We start from the raw sequence: 16,203 nt of genomic DNA on the forward strand, positions 1-16,203 counted from the left end.
CTTTGGAAGTCATTAGTTTTGCTGAGGATTTTTTAATCCCGTGTAAATGTAGTAGATACGGCCAATAAAAGTAGTGAAACAGCAAATATAAAAAAGCCGCTCCCGGTTGAAAGCCGCTGCGACGGCGATTTACGGTTCTCCAGGCCGTATGGCGTATTTAATAGCAACACCTTGTTCATTCACTCAATTGTATGATTTACTGCAACATGCTCGGTTCGCCGCATAAGGATAAGCGGGCAAAACAACAAAAATAACACTTAGAGCCATTAACTGGCCCAGATGGAGAATTTACGTGTCTGCCGAACTCAATGAGCATTTTCCCCAAGACTTGGTCCTGGGGCATCCCAAGGGGCTGTTCGTCTGCTTCTTCACCGAGATGTGGGAGAGATTTTCCTTCTATGGCATGAAGGCCCTGCTGTTCCTGTACCTGATCAAGTACCACCTGTTCAGCGACGAGTACGGCTATAACGTCATAGGGGCCTACGGCGCCCTGGTCTATGCCATGCCTGTCATAGGAGGCCTGTTGGCCGACCGATATCTGGGCATGCGCAAGGCCGTGGTGTTCGGCGGCATTCTCTTGGTGCTGGGCCATCTGGGGATGGCATTCGAGGGGCACCAGGCCATGCTGGTCGCTGGAGAGGTAGTGCGGGACGAACAGGCCCTGCAGGTGTTCTATTTCTCCCTGTCACTCATCATAGTCGGGGTCGGTTTCCTCAAGCCCAACATCTCCACCATAGTCGGCCAACTCTATCCGCCACAGGATCCCAGACGCGACTCGGGTTTCACCATCTTCTATGCCGGCATCAACCTGGGCGCCACCATAGCCCCGCTGATCTGCGCCTATCTGGGTGAGACCTATGGCTGGAAATACGGCTTCGGCCTGGCAGGCATAGGCATGCTGACCGGCCTGCTCGTCTTCATCCGTGGCCAGAAATACCTCCAGGGCCATGCCGAGCCCAGAGAGCCGCAAAAATTACTGAAAAAGACCGCCGGCATACGCACAGAGTATTGGATCTATCTGGGTGGCCTGGGCAGCATCTTCCTGGTGTGGGGCCTGGTGCAGACCCACTCAATACTGATAGCAGTCAACAGCCTGCTGCCGGCGGTGAGCCCGGTATTGTGGTTCCTGCATTCCATCACCCTGGTGCTGACGCTGGGGATTGGCTGGTTCATGATCAAACATTGCAACTCGGTGGAGCGTCAGCAGATGCTGACCCTGATCCTCTTCATCATCGCCGGCCTGATGTTCTTCGGGCTGTATGAGCAGACCTACGGCTCCTGGGTGGCCTTCTCCGACCGGGTCATGGATCGCAGCCTGTTCGGCTTGCAGTGGAGCGCCGGCCAGCTGACCTTCCTCGGCGCCTTCTTCGTCATCACCCTGTCGCCGCTGTTTGCCTGGCTCTGGCCGGCGCTGGCGCAGAGGAATTGGGATCCAAGCAAGCCGGTGAAGATGGCCCTGGGGCTGATGTTCGCCGGCCTGTCGTTCATGATACTTGTGCTGGGGATCCAACTGCCGCTGGCTTCAGGCCTGGTCAGCATCTGGTTCCTTATCGGCGCCTATTTCGTACTGGAAATCGGCGAGCTGTTGCTGTCTCCCATAGGCCTGTCGGCCGTGACTCAACTGTCGGTCAAACGCGTGGTCAGCCTGATGATGGGTGCCTGGTTCCTCGGCACCTCCTACTCGGAGATCCTCGCCGCCGAACTGAACAAGCTCGCCGCCATAGACACCCAGGGGGGCGTCATCAGCGATATCGCCGGTGCCATGTCCCTGTACGAGCAGCTATTCATCTTCTCTGCCCAGATAGGCATAGTCGTCGCCGCTGTCTTCCTGGTCCTGGCCCCGCTGATGAAGAGAATGATGCACGAGAAAGACTGAACTCGAGCCAAGGCATTCACCCGTGCCTCGGGCCGGAAACCACACTAGCTCAGCTGCAGTTCGACATACTCGGCGATCGCCAAGCTCGCGGTCAGCCCTGGCGATTCTATCCCGAACAGGTTGATGAGGCCCTCGATGCCGTGGCGGGTCGCATCCTGGATCACGAAGTCTTGCACTCCGTGTCGCTGCAGCTTGGGGCGGATGCCCGCATAGTCGGGCTGCAGCCGGGTTTCGTCTAGGGCCGGCCAATAACGTCTGATGGCCTTAACAAACTCGCCCTTGGCGCTGGCGTCCGTGGCGTAATCCAGGGCAGGGATAAACTTGATGTCCGGGCCGAATTTCAGCCCGCCGGCCAGGTCCAGGGTGGCATGTATGCCGAGTCCATGCTGCTCGGGCACAGGGTAGATCAGGTGTTTGAAGCCATGCTGGCCCTGGTAACTGAAATACTGGCCACGGCAAAAGTGGAGCTCGGGAATAAGTTCCTCTGCCAGACCCTCGATGCCCTTGGCGCTCTTCTGGGCGAACAGGCCGCCGGCATTGATCAACTGCTCACAATGCAGTTGCAAGCGCTCGCCGTCACTATTCAGACCGCCACAATTCAAGGTGACGACAAAGCCCCGGGCATCGGCCCTGGCGGCAATGAACTCAGTGTTGGGCACATAATTGCCGCCATTGAGTTCGAGTATATAAAGCAAAGACAAGAGAAACTGCTGGCTGTCGACTATCCCGGTCGAGGGCGACCAGAGGCCATACCCGGCGGTAAGGGATGGCGCTCTCAGGGCAATTTGGGAGCGGCTTAAAAAGCTGAGGTCCTCCACGCCGTTGCACCTGGCCTGCCTGGCTATGGCGTCCAGTTGCTGCGCTTCGTCGGCATTTTGCGCCAGCAGGAGTTTGCCAATGCGCCTGTGGGGCACCTTGAATTGTTCGCAATGCTCATAGAACAGGGCCTGGCCGCGAACGCAGAGTCTGGCCTTGAGGCTGTCTGTCGGGTAATAGAGGCCGGCATGGATCACTTCGCTGTTGCGGCTGCTGCTATGCTCGCCGAAATGGCGTTCCTTTTCGATAACCAAGACACTGCGGCTGTGACTCAATCTGGCGGCGATGGCAAGACCTACCACGCCGGCACCTATCACCAAGGTATCTATGTGTTCCATGAGCGCCTGTTCCCTGAGTGTATCGCTTGAGCTTATCACATGAAGATGTCGCTTGAATCCGGGTTCTCCGATGCTGACAAATTCCCGTTTCAGGCACCATCTGCCCCCATTGCCGACGCAGATGAGCCCGGCTATGCATCCCAGGCCATGCGCCACAAACGACGCGTCGGTCTCAGGCCAGGTACCCTTGCAGCCCTGCCACCAAAGCGTCGAATGCCGTCCTGCATGGGGGATTGTGTCTCAAGTCCTCGTGCATGGTCACCCAGACATCCAGGGCCAAGCCAAACTGCTGCGGCAGCACCTGCACCAAGTTGGCATCGCGTTTGGCCAATGGCAGCTGGCAAAAGCCGATGCCGGCACCGGCCCGGATCAGGGCCAAGGTGGCGAGATCGTTATCCGAGCGCAGTGCAAACTGCTCCCGCTCCATTCCAGGCAAATCCTTGGCCAGTTGGCGGACGAAGGCATTGGGGCGATCGAAGCCTATCAGGCTATGGCGCCCAAGCTCCTCCGGGTTGTCGGGGCAACCATGCCGGTCGATATAGTCCTGGCTGGCATGCAGCCCCATCATCACCTGCCCCAGCCGACGGGCGAGCAATTGTGTCTGTCGTGGCCGCACCATACGCACAGCTATGTCGGCCTCCCTATGCAACAGATCTTGCACCTGGTTGGACACCAGCAGCTCCACCTTGAGTGCGGGATATGACTGCCGCAGCCCCTTGATGATAGAAGGCAGCACCTCCACCCCTATCACTTCGCTGGCGGTGATGCGCACCACGCCGTGCATGCCGTCATTTTGGCTGAATGCCGCCCGCTCCAGCGCCGCTGCCGTACTGGCCATGGCTTCGGCATGCGGGCGCAATGCCTGCGCCGCCGCCGTCGGCAACAGCCCCCCCTGAGAGCGGGTGAAGAGGGTCAGCTTGAGCCCTTTTTCGAGCGCGGCAATATGACGCCCTACCGTGGGTTGAGTCACGCCCAAGGCGCGCGCCGCAGCCGACAGCGAGCCCTCCTGCAGGACCCCGAGAAATGAGCGGTAAAACTCCCAACCTATCTCTTTATTCATACAAAAATGTATAGCCGTACGTTCATTTTAGTCAATTTAGTTTATCCGGAGACAAACGTAAACTCCCCTCAAAGACACAAGGAGACACAGATGAACACAGCTAACACAGATAACACGGTATTGGTGCTGGGCGCGACCGGCGGCATAGGTGGCGAGCTCGCCCGGCAACTGCAACGAGCCGGCTGGAAAGTGCGAGCCATGAAACGCCGGGGCGGCGCGCGCCCCGGTATGGCGACTGCAACAGCGGACGGCATAGACTGGTGCCATGGCGATGCCCTCGAGCGCCGGGATGTTGAAGCGGCGACCGAAGGCTGCGCCGTCATAGTCCACGCGGTCAATCCTCCGGGTTACCGCAACTGGGCCAAGCTGGTGCTGCCCATGCTGGACAATAGCCTCGCGGCGGCGAAGCGGAACGGCGCGACCCTGGTACTGCCGGGCACTGTCTACAATTACGGGCCGGATGCCTTTGCACTCCTGAGTGAAGACTCACCCCAGGAGCCCCATACCCGCAAGGGGGCCATCAGGGTCGAGCTGGAACTGCGGCTACGCGACTACGCCCGCCATGGCGGCCGGGTACTGATAGTGCGCGCCGGCGATTTCTTCGGCCCTAATGCCCGCAACAGCTGGTTCTCACAGGGACTGATAAGACCCAACCGCGCCGTCACCAAGATCTCCAACCCTGGCATGGCCGGAGTCGGCCACCAATGGGCCTACCTGCCCGACGTGGCCCGCACCATGCTGCTCTTGCTTGAGCGACGCGACACCCTGGAGCCGTTCGCCCGCTTCCATATGGCCGGTCATTGGGATGCCGACGGCACAGAGATGGCCCGGGCGATCCTCAGTGTCGTCGCCCGCCATAACGGCAGCCATGGCCATGGCAATTGCGTCCCCGAGATCGGCGCCTTTCCCTGGTGGTTAATAAGGCTGCTGGCGCCCTTCAAGGCGACGCTGAGGGAACTGTTGGAAATGCGCTACCTATGGCAACGGCCGCTGCAAATGGACAATAGCAAGCTGAAGGCGGTGCTGGGTCAGGAGCCGCAGACGCCGCTGGAAGAAGCCATAGCCACCACACTCAGGAGCCTGAACTGTCTTCCTTAATGCCTGAGGTTGCCGGGAAAAAGGCCCCGGCGGCACGAGTGACACTCAAGGCTTACAGCGACGCCTTCAACCTCGCCATGCCTTCATCCAGGCTCACCAGCGGCCGGTAGCCGAGATCCCGCTTGGCGGCAGTGATATCGAAGTAGTGGCTGGTCGATAACTGACGGGCAACGAAACGGGTCATTATCGGCTCCTGCTGTTTGCCGAGCAGGCGATAGGCGCCTTCCAGCAAGGCGCCGACGCCATAGGCCAGCGCCGTCGGCACCCTCTGGCTCACGGGAGCCAGGCCGTCACAGGCCAAGATCCTGTTGAGCATGGCCGCCATGGTGATGGGTTCATCGTTGCTGAGAAAATAGGCCTTGCCGGCAGACTGAGGCGCGCCGGCGCATAAATCCAGCGCCGCCAATATGTGGCCATGGGCGGCGTTATCCACATAGATGGTATCTACCAGCTTGTCTTCACGGCCCACCAGCTTGAGCCTGCCACTGCGGCCGCGGGCCAGAACCCTGGGCACCAGATGGGGATCCCCCGGCCCCCAGATGAGGTGCGGGCGCAGCGCCACCGTCCTGAGGCGGGTGCCATCGGCGCATGAACTGCCGTTGGCGCCCAGCATCAGCCGCTCTGCCAGCGCCTTGGACTCGGCGTAATGATTGAGGAAGCGCGCGGCATAGGGGGCAGATTCGTCTATGCCGGCCTCATCTTTGCCGGCAAAGGTCACGCTGGGGGTGCTGGTGTAGACGAGGGCGGGAATATTCAATGCCCGGCAGGCGGCAACGACATTGGCGGCACCCTTGACGTTGGGGGAGAAATAGCTGGCCCTGCTGCCCCAGACACCGGCCTTGGAGGCCACATGGAACACCAGCTCACAGCGGCCGAACGCCTGCAGCGCCGCCTGCACCCCTGCCCCGTCGGCGATATCGCCGCGCACCATGTCGACGCCCATGGCACTGAGTTCGGGATAATGACCGCGGGCAAAGCCTGTGACCCGGATCCCCGCCGCCAGCAGGCGCCGGCAGATGGCCTTGCCGAGAAAACCGCCGGCGCCCGTGACCAACACCCGGCTTACGCCGGCGGCCAGTTGTTGCAGCGCCGCCCGCTCGGCGGGGTGCAGCTGCGCCAATGCGGCGCTATCGGCTGTGGGGGTATGGGCTGTGGGGGAATCTGCTGTGGAGCTATCATTCATAATTCGCACCTGACGTTGCGGCTCTTGCTCGAGCCCATGACTCAAATCTGTTGCTCAAGCCCTTGCCCGAGAAAGATTGCCCGAATCCATAGCCCAGCTCATTCCTTTAGCTGCGACTGAGCCCACAGGGCCAGCTTCTCGCGGAAAATCTTGGCATTATGGCGTATGTCGACCGGAAACTCGGGATGGATCAGGAAGCGGCTGATCCCTCGGGTGTGGGGATATTGCTCGGCAAGCGCCCTCAGTTCGGCATAGAGGGCGCCGCCCTTGTTGCAGGCCAGACCCTGTGCCAACTCCAGGCATACCAGCGGCGTCACCTCCCCGGCGAGCTTGACCCCGACCAGGGCCGAGCGCTTGACGGCGCCATGGGTATTGAAGATCCGCTCGCAGGGAATGGAGAAATAGCGTTTGCTTAACCGGCCGTCGCGGCCGGCATCGACCCTGTGGGCCTTGCGGCCACACATCCACAGCTTGCCCTCCTGATCCAGGTACCCCAGATCGCCCATGCGGTGGCGCAGCCTGCCGCCCGTGTCGGCTATTTTTGCCGCGGCGCTGGCGCCGTCTCTGCGATAATACCCCTGGCTGACCATGGGGCCGCGCACCACTATCTCGCCTATTTCCCCGGCGGCCAGCACACGCGCCTCGTCCCAGTGGCCTATGACATCCTCTGTGATGCCAATGATCTTGATATCGACGCCCGAGACAGGCGTACCGACACAGATGCCGCCGCCGGCATCCGTGATGGCCGAGGTCGTCAGCAGCTCCTGGCTGGCTATCATGCTGATCGGCAAAGACTCGGTGGCGCCGTAGGAGTTGAGCAGCGGCACTCGGGCGCCGAGCAGGTTGGCGAAGCGGGCGATGGAGGCAATAGTTGCCGGGGCGCCGGCGGAGATCACCCGCCTGAGGCTCGGCAGCTTGCGGGCTGGTGCGGCTGCGTCATCCCCGACCACCAAGGCCTGGCCCAGGCGCTCAACCAGGGCAGGATTCACAAACAGATTGGTGCACTGATACTTTTCTATGGCGGCGAAGATGAACTCGGGATTGGCGGTGATCGGCTTGCTGGCGTCCATCTCAGGCACTATCGCGGCCATGCCCAGCGCCGGACCGAACAGGGAAAACAGCGGAAAGGTCGCCAAGTCGCGCTCGCCGGGGCGGATGCCGTAATCTGTTTTCAGCACCTGGATCTGCGCCTCGAACATGCCATGGCTGTAGACCACCCCCTTGGGCGTGCCTGTGCTGCCACTGGTGAAGAGGATCGCCGCCATCTCGTCCTGCGGCAGCATCACCATGGGGTAAGGCTCGCTCGTCTCCGGCGCTTGCGCGAGCAGGCTATCCAGGCCGATGGCGCCCGTTAAACTCCGGCTCAGCCGGTTGCCACCGACATGGATGCAATGCCTGACGCTGGGTTTACCCCAGGCAAACAGCCGCCGGGCAACATGGGCCTTGGGGATGCCGATGAATACGTCCGGCTCGGCCTCGGCGAAACACTGCTTGAGGTTGCGGATCCCCATGCCCGGGTCCACCAGGATAGGAATGATGCCGGCCTTGAACAGAGCGAAGGTGAAGGCGAAAAAATCCAGGCTGGGGGTCACCATGAGCACCGCCTTCCGGCCTTTGCCTATGCCGGCATGGTTGAGGGCGAAGGCGATGGCATCGCTGCGCTTATCCAGCTCGGCAAAATCTATCTCGGCGTAGACCAGCTTGCCGCCCCGACTCTGCTGCACCGCCACCGCCAGCTGGGTGGGCGTCGCCCGTGCCGCCAGGCTCAGGTGGCGACAGAGGTTGGCCATAGCCACTTGGGCGGCGGTCATCAGCGGGTTTCCTGAGCCACGTCTTGCCCGGTTTCCTGTTCTGCTGCCGGCTCTGCGCTTGGCTCTGCTGCAGGCTCGGCGGCGAGGAACGCCTGGATCTGAGCTATCACTTGTTCGCCGGCATCTTCGAGTATGTAATGCCCACAATCGGCAAACTCATGCACCTGGGCCAGGGGCAAACGCCGGCGCCACTCGGCGAGGAAGTGCTTGTCGAACACGAAATCTTTCAGGCCCCAACAAATGAGGGCCGGCACCCGGGTAAACTTTTCCAGGCTGGCGGCTATGTCGGACACCAGCTCATAGTTTCTGTCGCCCGGACGCAGCGGTATGTCCTGCACGAACCTCAAAGTAGAGATGCGATTGGCCCAGGAGTTGAATGGCGCCACATAGGCCTGGCGTATCGCCTTGGGCATGGGGTTACGCTTGACGCCGACATGGGAGGCGATGGCCGAGAAGGCATTGAAGCCGCGCACCAACACAGTGCCCAGCAGGGTGTTGCGACAGATCCACAAAGGCCAGGGGAAAGGCTTGCTCTTGGGCAGATGGAAGGCGCCGGTATTCAGGATCACCAGGCGCTTGATGCGCTCCGGGTGACGCGCGGCATAGCCCATGCCTATCATGCCGCCCCAGTCATGCACCACCAGGGTGATCTGCTCCTGCACCCCAAGATGCGCCAGCAGGGCTTCGAGATCGTCGATACGCTGCTTGAGGGTGTAATCATAGGCGGCGTCGCCTGGCTTATCCGACAGGCCGCAACCTATGTGATCCGGCACTATGCATTGGTGATCTTGCTTCAGGGCAGCGACCAGGTTGCGGTAATAGAAGGACCAGCTGGGGTTGCCATGCACCATGACCACAGGCTCGCCCCGGCCCTCGTTCACATAATGAAGTTTATGGCCGTTACGACTGAAAAAGTGGCGTGTAAAAGGCAAGAGAGTGTCGAGCATGGGGCTTCCTATCATAGATTTTTATGGTCGTTTTTATTGTCTGTGCCGATGGGTGTTTATGCCTGTATGCAGGCTTGAATGAGCGCCGGCCCGAACTCCCCCCCGGGCCGGCGGCACTACCATTTGACGCCGAGCATCATGCAATTGAGGCCGCTGCCTATGCCGAGAAAACTCACCTGATCGCCGACTTGCAAGAAGCCCTGATCGTGCGCCATGGCCGCGGAAACCGGCAAGGACACTGTGCCCATGTTGCCCAGCTGCTGGTAGGTGGGGAATTCTTTTTCCGCCGGGATATTGAGGGCCGTGAGTACTTGCTTACGGTTGGCGGCGCCCACCTGATGGCAGATCACCTTGTCGACCTGCTCCACCAGCCAGTCGCGCTGCTCGAGGAAGTGCTCCCAGGTATGCTTCGCCAGCTCGACCCCTTCCTTGAGCAGGGTCACGGCATCGGTACGCATGAATTCGCGATACAGATGCTGCCCGGCTTCCTGCAGCCCCCACTGGCATAACCTGTGGTGCTCCGGCGCCGACAGATGCGAGGCCCCCAGCAGCTGATGTTGGCGCGCCGTGAGCAGCGGCAGGCTGCCATCTGTGAGGATCACGGCAACGGCGCCCGAGCCCCCGGTCAGGGTCGCCAGCGACTGGGCAAAGTTCTGCATGGTAGGTTCCGCCAGCATGTTCTCTATGGTGACATCCACTATGTCCCTGGCGGACTCGCAGGACACCACCATGCCCGCCTTTATCTGCCCCAGTTCGATGCGATTGGCGATATCCAGTATGCCGGATAATACCCCGAGGCAGGCGTTGCTTATGTCATAGATGGCCGTGTCCTTGGACACCCCCAGCTCGGCGGCGATGCGGCAAGCCGTGGCCGGCTCATGCTGATCGCGGCACACCCCGGTATAGACCAGGGCTCCCAGATCTGCGACCTCTATCCCGGTTTCGGCCACGGCCTTGCGGGCCGCCTTTATGGCGCCATCGGATAACTGATGCCCCTTGGGCCACCAGCGGCGCTCGCTGATCCCTGTGAGTGCGGCAAGCTGGCCCATGGGAATGCGAAACTTCTGGTAAAGCGGGGCCAGGCGGCTTTCCAGCTCTGAACTGGAAACCACTTCGGGTGCCAGTTCATAGGCCAGGCTATTGATGTACACGCGGGAATATTTCATGAAACTGTTTTAATCGCTCACTAAAATGGCCAACACATGACCATGACTAAGTTATTGGATCTCATTGAGGCGACATTTGAGCAAGAAAAGCCCCTTGATTCAATAGAAACCCGCCTTTTGTTCCGCCGTCCGGGTCGGACTCAGCCTGAGCCAGGCCGGGTCTCGTTCGAATTTAATCGACCACCCAAAAAACAACCCATTAAAAACAGAACGTTAATCCGTATTTTTATCCCGATATCTCAGCCGGCTATTTTGAACGCCTGGATCATGGCATTTCTCGGGGTCACACTGTTTGCACAAAATTCCCCCAGCGACACCCGGTAGCCCTGCCCTTCGAGGAAACAGACCCTGTCCAACAACAGCCAATGTTCGACCACAGCACGGAACAGGTGAGCCACAAGATCCAAGCGCCGGGTCAGACGTTGGCGCCGCAGCCCCTGACGCCGATACTCCTCGAACGCCAGGCCATAGGGCAGCACCAGCCCCTTGGCCGTCGCGGCCCAATGGCAAAACTCGCCAAAGCTGCCGCTCAGCTGGCTCTGTTTGATGGCCGGCACGGGTAAGTACTCATTAACCTGCCGCAGCTCACGCTGCAGGCTGTCGAATCCCAGGCGCCAGGCGATTTCCTGCAAGCGCAGCGCCTGCTGTTTGGCCCCGGCAATCACGCTCTGCTGCAGCGGCAATTGCAGATCGTGGCGACTGAGTCGCAGCTCGCTGGCCTTGGCCGCTGCCGACATGGGCACATAGTGGCTGGCGTGGATAAGATGGTAACAGCAAGGCGAAATCGCGACCGCCTGGGTGCCGGCGGCGGCGGCCAACTCCAGCAAGCGCACATGCAGATCGCCGCAGGCATGCAGCGCCAGCGCCTGTTGCCGCGGTTGCAGGGGACTGGCCCCGGGCAGGCAGATCTGCGGCGCGAAGGCATCGGCACAGACGAACTGCTGTGGCAGCTGCCATTTCCGGGCAAATTCCCTGCCCTGCTCGCACAAGCCGGGCTGCCACTCCAGACTCAACACTTCGCAGCCGCGGGCCTTGGCGAGCAGGCGCCCCAGGTGGCCCTTGCCGGCACACCATTCGAGCACGGGCAACCCCAGATGTGGCAGACACTCGACGAAGGCGCCTATCTGCTGCCACTTGCGGCCCTTGATGTGGGCGCTGAAGTGGGGCTCGTCGGCGGCGCTCAGCCCACAAGCCGATGCCCCGGAGGCGGTTGGCCCAGAGGCATTCACCCCAGAGGTCTTAAACTCAGAGGCACTGCCTACTCCATTGGCAAAGGCGGGCAGACGACTATCGAGCAGTCCCAGCGGCCACTCCAGCCCGGCCGCGGCCAAGTCCAGACTCAGGGCCGGGGTCAGACGCCTTACCAGCAGGCTGTGATCCCGGTCGAGCGGCTCCAACTCATCATCATTCAGCGCCAATACCTCGGCCGCCAAGCGGGGAAACTCCCCTTGCCAAGGCAAGTCATGGCAGTCGAAGGCCCTGAGCTGCCATAGGCTGCGACTGGCCAACAAGAGGCTGTCCAGGCGGCGAAACTGACCGAGATGACTCATTTAAGGTTCCTGTTCATGATTTCTGTTCATGATTTCTGTTCATGGTTCCGGGTTGCTGCAACCCGCGAAAACGACATAGGCGCGGATTATACCCGCTTCGGCCGCAGGCTACACCCGGCCGGGTGCGAAAGCCGCGACTGGGACAAGCCGGTCAGAGATGCTAATATGTCGGCTCGCCCAATTCGGGCCCATTACAGAACCCCCAAGAACCCCAATTAGAGGAGCCTCAGTATGCATTCCCCCTGTGTCGCCCGCTGCGGCTTGGATGACAACGACTATTGCATGGGCTGCTTCAGACATATAGACGAAATCGTCGCCTGGGGCAGCGCCAGCGATGCGCGCAAGGCCGAGATTTTGGCCGGGCTCGCCGAGCGCAAGGCGCGGCTGGCCGGCGGCGACAAGTGTCAGACGCTGAGCCGGCAGAAGTGGCTCGAGGCCGAGGCCAGGCTGGCGACCCAAGAGCCGGACTGATCCCGCCATAAACAACAAAAAAGCACCCAATGGGTGCTTTTTTATTTCTGCCGGCGCCGCTGGCCTATTTCTTCAGCATGGCCTTGAGATCGGCGAAGGGATTGTAGGTCGCCGCCTCGACCTTGGTCTCTGTGGTGCTGCCGTAACGGATCAGCTCTTCGAAACGCGAATGCTCATTGTCGTGGCAATAGAGACACAAGAGTTCCCAGTTGGAGCCGTCCGGGGGATTGTTGTCGTGATTATGATCCCTGTGATGCACTGTCAGTTCACTCAGGTTCTTGTGGGTGAACTCACGGGTGCAGCGACCGCAGACCCAGGGGTAGAGCTTGAGCGCCTGCTCCCGGTAACCTTTCTCGCGTTTGGCCTTGTAGTCTCTGGCATCGGCCAGCACCTTGTCTAATTTACTTTGTCCAGCTTGCACAGTCATGAGCGTCAATCCAGGATGAAAAATAACCAACCCAGAAAATATCCAGGTTCTCTGCCCCAAGGATAATCCCAGTCGGCGCCCGGGGCAATGCCCGGGCGCGCATTCTGCCGGGACTCATTCCGCCGCCGGCTCGGCATGACTCAGGTGCAGATAATGCAGGTAACGCTCATACTGGGAGACGATATCGGCAGTCAACTGCTCCTCGGTATAGCCCATCACATCGTAATGCTGGCCCCCGTGCTCCAGGAAGACTTCGACCCGATAATACTCACCGCTGCCCATGTCCTGCGGTCCCTCGGCATTGCCGGCTTGGGTGAAGGCGCGGATCCGCAGCGCATAGATAAACTCCTGGTGGCTTGCCTGACTGACGATAAGCCGTACCCTGCCATTCAGGAATACCAACTCGGCGGGGATCCCTTTGTCGGTAAAGCTCCGGCACACCTTGGTCAGGCCAGGAGTGGCCACCTGTTCGAGAAATGCCAAGGCCTCCTTCAGACTGGGTTGGGACACCAGCACTTCGATGCGTTCCTCCCAGCTCATGTTGGTCTTGGCGTATTGCACGCTGGTGTTATGGGACTGGACACTGTTGAGTTTCAGCCAATCATCCTGCAACGCCTTAAACAGACCGAAGCACATCAGCAACATCACCAACAAAAACGGCATGGCGCTGGCAATGGCCGCGGTCTGCAACGCCTGCAGACCGCCGGCAAACAGGAGCACGGCGGCAACCACACCCTGCAGCAGCGCCCAGAAGATCTTCTGCCACACGGGCGCATCGTTATCCCCGCCCGAGGTCAGGTTATCTATCACCAGTGAGCCCGAGTCCGATGAGGTCACGAAGAAGGTCACCACAAGGCAAACGGCCACCGACGACAGCAAGGTCGAGAAAGGCATGTGTTCGAAGAACTTGAACAGGGCCACAGACACATCCGTCGACACAGCGTCCGCCAGATAGGTCGCGCCATGGTTCATGATGGCGTCGATGGCCGAGTTACCGAATACCGTCATCCACAGGAAGGTGATGGCGCTGGGCACGAACAGCACGCCGATCAGGAATTCGCGAATGGTACGGCCGCGACTGACCCTGGCGATGAAGGTGCCGACGAAAGGAGACCAGGAGATCCACCAGCCCCAATAGAGCAAGGTCCAGCCGCCGATCCAGTCTTCCTTCTTCTGATAGGCATAGAGGTTGAAGGTCTTGCCGACCAGGTCACTCAGGTAACTGCCGGTATTTTGGACGAAGGCCTGCAGCAAAGATACGGTCGGCCCGAGCAAGAGCACGGCGGCCAGCAACAGGAAGGCCAATCCCAGGTTGAGCTCGCTCAGACGTTTGACGCCCTTATCCAGGCCGGAAAATACCGACAGGGTCGCCAACAGGGTAATGCCTATGATCAGCACTATCTGCACTGTGACATTGTTGGGCAGCGAGGGGAACAAATAACTCAGGCCCGAGTTGACCTGCAACACCCCGAATCCCAGGGAGGTGGCCACCCCGAACATGGTACCCAGCACGGCGAAGGTGTCCACTGTATGACCTATGGGCCCCATGATGCGCTCGCCTATCAAGGGATACAGGGCGCTGCGCGGCAACAGCGGCAACTTGTGACGGTAAGCAAAGTAGGCCAGGCTCAGTGCCACCACGGCATAGATGGCCCAGGCATGTATGCCCCAGTGGAAGAAGGTGATCTTCAGGGCATCCTTGGCCGCCTGTATGGTTTCAGGGCTGGCATCGGGTGGCGCCAGATAGTGCATCACAGGTTCGGCCACCCCGAAGAACATCAGGCCTATGCCCATGCCGGCGGAAAACAGCATGGCGATCCAGCTCTTGTAGCTGTAGTCGGGCACCGAATGATCCGGCCCCAGCTTGATGTCGCCGAAACGGCTGACCATGACGAAGATGATGAAAATCAGGAAGATAGCTACACCTAGGATGTAAACCCAACCGGCTTTCAGTTCGACCCAGGATTGTACTGATTTGAAGAACACATTGGCCTGCTCCGGCCAGAGCGCACCTATTAACGCCATCAGTGCGATGAGGAATACCGATGGATAAAACACCGGCGGGTTAATACTCGATTTAATCGACATTATTACTCCCGATTTCAGCTTGAATTTGAGCCGCCTCGCTACACAGCCAACTCGCGCCTCCAATAGGGGCCAAGCAGCAATGACAAGGCAAGAAGATGCACCCAGGAGAGAATACTCTCTGAGCCATGCAGGCATAATAGCATACAAACCACGGCCTTAGGCTGCGCCTTGGCCGCAGTTGCCCTTCTTGTCGCCCATTTTGGCCTCGAGCGGCCCGGGATCACTCCTGTCGTTGCGGGGTCTGGGAAATGCCGGCGGTGAGATTGAAACGCATCGCCTCTTCGAATGACCAGTCGACCGGGATAAGATCCTCACGTTTGACCAGGCTGGTCACCCCCGCCATCTGATAACTGAGCTGAAACAGCACAGGCACCCAGTCGCCCTCTGGCAGTGCATCGAGCAGCGGCCGGGGCGGCTTATCCGTCATGATGAAGCCCACCACGAAACCGCCGTTGGCCTGTTTGACCAGCACAGTCTTTTGTTGCTTGGGTTTGCCGTCGCGGTTCATCAGCGAGGCTATGTCCCTGATACTGCCATAGACAGACTTGAACAGCGGGAAGCGCATCAACTGGCGCTCGAGCCAGGCATAGAGCCAGGCTATGGGGCTGACGGAGAAGGCCAATCCGACCACGAAGACCAACAGCCCCACCAGGATGAAACCTTCGCCCCTGACATGTGTGTCTATGCCCAGCAACTCCAGCAGCAGGACGCCCAGGCCATCCAGGGACACGAACAGGGACCAGAACAACCAGAGGCTGATCGCCATAGGTAACACATTCATCAAACCACGGGCCAAAGTTCGTTTCATGACACCCTCATAAGTTAAATAGTCAAAGTAAGCACAGGATAAGCCCAGGCAAGATAATGTTACGCCCTGGACGGGCATAAATGTTACCACAGTCGTCCCCGCCCGCCGTTAACTCATGTAAGGTAACAGGGCCACAACCAGACAATAACAAAGCCAACAGAGGAAAAGTGTATGCGAGTAACCAGAATGGATCATTTGGTGCTGACAGTCGCAAACCTGGATATCACCACAGACTTTTACCAGCGTGTACTCGGGATGAAACCCCAGCTCTTTGCCGGCGATCGCATAGCGCTCAATTTCGGCGACCAGAAAATCAACTTGCATACCGCCGGCGGCGAATTCGAACCCAAGGCCAGGGTCGCTGCCCCGGGCAGCGCCGATCTCTGTTTCATAGTCAACGAACCTCTGGCGATAGTGATAGATCATCTCAATGCCCTGCAGGTGCCTATCGAGCTGGGGCCTGTGCAGCGCACCGGGGCCACAGGCATGCTCAACTCCCTCTATATCCGGGATCCCGACGGCAACCTGCTGGAATTGTCCGAATACCGCGTCTAAGGCGCATGC

At 59.8% G+C, this 16,203-nt stretch carries 14 protein-coding genes; 4 read left to right on the forward strand and 10 right to left on the reverse strand.

The features are described from left to right. Positions 1–292 precede the first annotated feature (292 nt). Positions 293–1,876, forward strand: coding sequence for a peptide MFS transporter (locus LZP73_RS02185; RefSeq protein ID WP_234232835.1), 1,584 nt, complete (start codon positions 293–295; stop codon positions 1,874–1,876). Positions 1,877–1,920: 44 nt separating this feature from the next. Here the strand turns inward: LZP73_RS02185 and LZP73_RS02190 are convergent, their stop codons facing one another. Both LZP73_RS02190 and LZP73_RS02195 read right to left on the reverse strand, forming a co-directional pair. Beyond that, positions 1,921–3,030 (reverse strand): NAD(P)/FAD-dependent oxidoreductase, encoded by a 1,110-nt coding sequence (locus tag LZP73_RS02190; protein WP_234232836.1) that lies wholly within the window; start codon positions 3,028–3,030, stop codon positions 1,921–1,923. 172 nt (positions 3,031–3,202) lie between these two features. Further along, entirely contained in the window at positions 3,203–4,090 is an 888-nt protein-coding gene (locus LZP73_RS02195) for a LysR family transcriptional regulator (RefSeq protein WP_234232837.1), read from the reverse strand. A 90-nt stretch (positions 4,091–4,180) separates the two neighbouring features. On the opposite strand from LZP73_RS02195, the gene LZP73_RS02200 reads away from it, so the two are divergent. Beyond that, on the forward strand, positions 4,181–5,188 hold the full coding sequence (locus LZP73_RS02200) for an NAD-dependent epimerase/dehydratase family protein (RefSeq protein ID WP_234232838.1): 1,008 nt from the start codon (positions 4,181–4,183) through the stop codon (positions 5,186–5,188). A gap of 52 nt (positions 5,189–5,240) precedes the next feature. On the opposite strand, the gene oleD is transcribed toward LZP73_RS02200, so the two are convergent. The 5 genes from oleD to LZP73_RS02225 all read right to left on the reverse strand — a co-directional run bounded on the left by oleD (position 5,241) and on the right by LZP73_RS02225 (position 11,845). Next, positions 5,241–6,371, reverse strand: coding sequence for a 2-alkyl-3-oxoalkanoate reductase (gene oleD / locus LZP73_RS02205; protein ID WP_234232839.1), 1,131 nt, complete (start codon positions 6,369–6,371; stop codon positions 5,241–5,243). Positions 6,372–6,469: 98 nt separating this feature from the next. Next, positions 6,470–8,182, reverse strand: coding sequence for an olefin beta-lactone synthetase (gene oleC, locus LZP73_RS02210; RefSeq protein WP_234232840.1), 1,713 nt, complete (start codon positions 8,180–8,182; stop codon positions 6,470–6,472). Continuing rightward, the gene (locus LZP73_RS02215) at positions 8,182–9,129 is read right to left on the reverse strand and encodes an alpha/beta fold hydrolase (protein WP_234232841.1); all 948 of its coding nucleotides are present in this window, start codon (positions 9,127–9,129) and stop codon (positions 8,182–8,184) included. The genes oleC and LZP73_RS02215 overlap by 1 nt, the downstream gene beginning before the upstream one ends. A 116-nt stretch (positions 9,130–9,245) precedes the next feature. Beyond that, the gene (locus tag LZP73_RS02220; RefSeq protein ID WP_234232842.1) at positions 9,246–10,295 is read right to left on the reverse strand and encodes a 3-oxoacyl-ACP synthase III; all 1,050 of its coding nucleotides are present in this window, start codon (positions 10,293–10,295) and stop codon (positions 9,246–9,248) included. A 239-nt stretch (positions 10,296–10,534) separates the two neighbouring features. Further along, the gene (locus LZP73_RS02225; RefSeq protein WP_234232843.1) at positions 10,535–11,845 is read right to left on the reverse strand and encodes a methyltransferase; all 1,311 of its coding nucleotides are present in this window, start codon (positions 11,843–11,845) and stop codon (positions 10,535–10,537) included. A 231-nt stretch (positions 11,846–12,076) separates the two neighbouring features. Here LZP73_RS02225 and LZP73_RS02230 point away from each other — a divergent pair, with 231 nt between their 5' ends. Then, a complete protein-coding gene (locus LZP73_RS02230; RefSeq protein ID WP_234232844.1) occupies positions 12,077–12,316 on the forward strand; it encodes a DUF1289 domain-containing protein in 240 nt (79 codons plus the stop codon). A gap of 64 nt (positions 12,317–12,380) precedes the next feature. On the opposite strand, the gene LZP73_RS02235 is transcribed toward LZP73_RS02230, so the two are convergent. The 3 genes from LZP73_RS02235 to LZP73_RS02245 form a co-directional block, all read right to left on the reverse strand. Next, complete coding sequence (locus LZP73_RS02235) at positions 12,381–12,743, reverse strand: YajD family HNH nuclease (protein ID WP_169563163.1); 363 nt, start codon at positions 12,741–12,743, stop codon at positions 12,381–12,383. A gap of 114 nt (positions 12,744–12,857) precedes the next feature. Continuing rightward, positions 12,858–14,831 carry a BCCT family transporter gene (locus tag LZP73_RS02240; RefSeq protein WP_234232845.1) on the reverse strand — a complete coding sequence of 658 codons (1,974 nt, stop codon included), beginning with the start codon at positions 14,829–14,831 and terminating at the stop codon, positions 12,858–12,860. Between the two features lie 220 nt (positions 14,832–15,051). Next, on the reverse strand, positions 15,052–15,639 hold the full coding sequence (locus LZP73_RS02245; protein WP_234232846.1) for a DUF502 domain-containing protein: 588 nt from the start codon (positions 15,637–15,639) through the stop codon (positions 15,052–15,054). A gap of 171 nt (positions 15,640–15,810) precedes the next feature. Between LZP73_RS02245 and LZP73_RS02250 the strand changes: the two genes are divergently transcribed. After that, positions 15,811–16,194, forward strand: coding sequence for a VOC family protein (locus LZP73_RS02250; protein WP_169563166.1), 384 nt, complete (start codon positions 15,811–15,813; stop codon positions 16,192–16,194). Positions 16,195–16,203 lie beyond the last annotated feature (9 nt).

Source organism: Shewanella sp. AS16, assembly GCF_021412365.1.
Taxonomy (GTDB): domain Bacteria; phylum Pseudomonadota; class Gammaproteobacteria; order Enterobacterales; family Shewanellaceae; genus Shewanella; species Shewanella salipaludis.

Excerpts from the sequence above, each read along its gene's own strand:
- LZP73_RS02190 (WP_234232836.1), bottom strand. The coding sequence starts at position 3,030 with ATGGAACACATAGATACCTTGGTGATAGGTGCCGGCGTGGTAGGTCTT.
- LZP73_RS02195 (WP_234232837.1), bottom strand. The coding sequence starts at position 4,090 with ATGAATAAAGAGATAGGTTGGGAGTTTTACCGCTCATTTCTCGGGGTC.
- LZP73_RS02200 (WP_234232838.1), top strand. The coding sequence starts at position 4,181 with ATGAACACAGCTAACACAGATAACACGGTATTGGTGCTGGGCGCGACC.
- oleD (WP_234232839.1), bottom strand. The coding sequence starts at position 6,371 with ATGAATGATAGCTCCACAGCAGATTCCCCCACAGCCCATACCCCCACA.
- oleC (WP_234232840.1), bottom strand. The coding sequence starts at position 8,182 with ATGACCGCCGCCCAAGTGGCTATGGCCAACCTCTGTCGCCACCTGAGC.
- LZP73_RS02215 (WP_234232841.1), bottom strand. The coding sequence starts at position 9,129 with ATGCTCGACACTCTCTTGCCTTTTACACGCCACTTTTTCAGTCGTAAC.
- LZP73_RS02220 (WP_234232842.1), bottom strand. The coding sequence starts at position 10,295 with ATGAAATATTCCCGCGTGTACATCAATAGCCTGGCCTATGAACTGGCA.
- LZP73_RS02225 (WP_234232843.1), bottom strand. The coding sequence starts at position 11,845 with ATGAGTCATCTCGGTCAGTTTCGCCGCCTGGACAGCCTCTTGTTGGCC.
- LZP73_RS02230 (WP_234232844.1), top strand. The coding sequence starts at position 12,077 with ATGCATTCCCCCTGTGTCGCCCGCTGCGGCTTGGATGACAACGACTAT.
- LZP73_RS02235 (WP_169563163.1), bottom strand. The coding sequence starts at position 12,743 with ATGACTGTGCAAGCTGGACAAAGTAAATTAGACAAGGTGCTGGCCGAT.
- LZP73_RS02240 (WP_234232845.1), bottom strand. The coding sequence starts at position 14,831 with ATGTCGATTAAATCGAGTATTAACCCGCCGGTGTTTTATCCATCGGTA.
- LZP73_RS02245 (WP_234232846.1), bottom strand. The coding sequence starts at position 15,639 with ATGAAACGAACTTTGGCCCGTGGTTTGATGAATGTGTTACCTATGGCG.
- LZP73_RS02250 (WP_169563166.1), top strand. The coding sequence starts at position 15,811 with ATGCGAGTAACCAGAATGGATCATTTGGTGCTGACAGTCGCAAACCTG.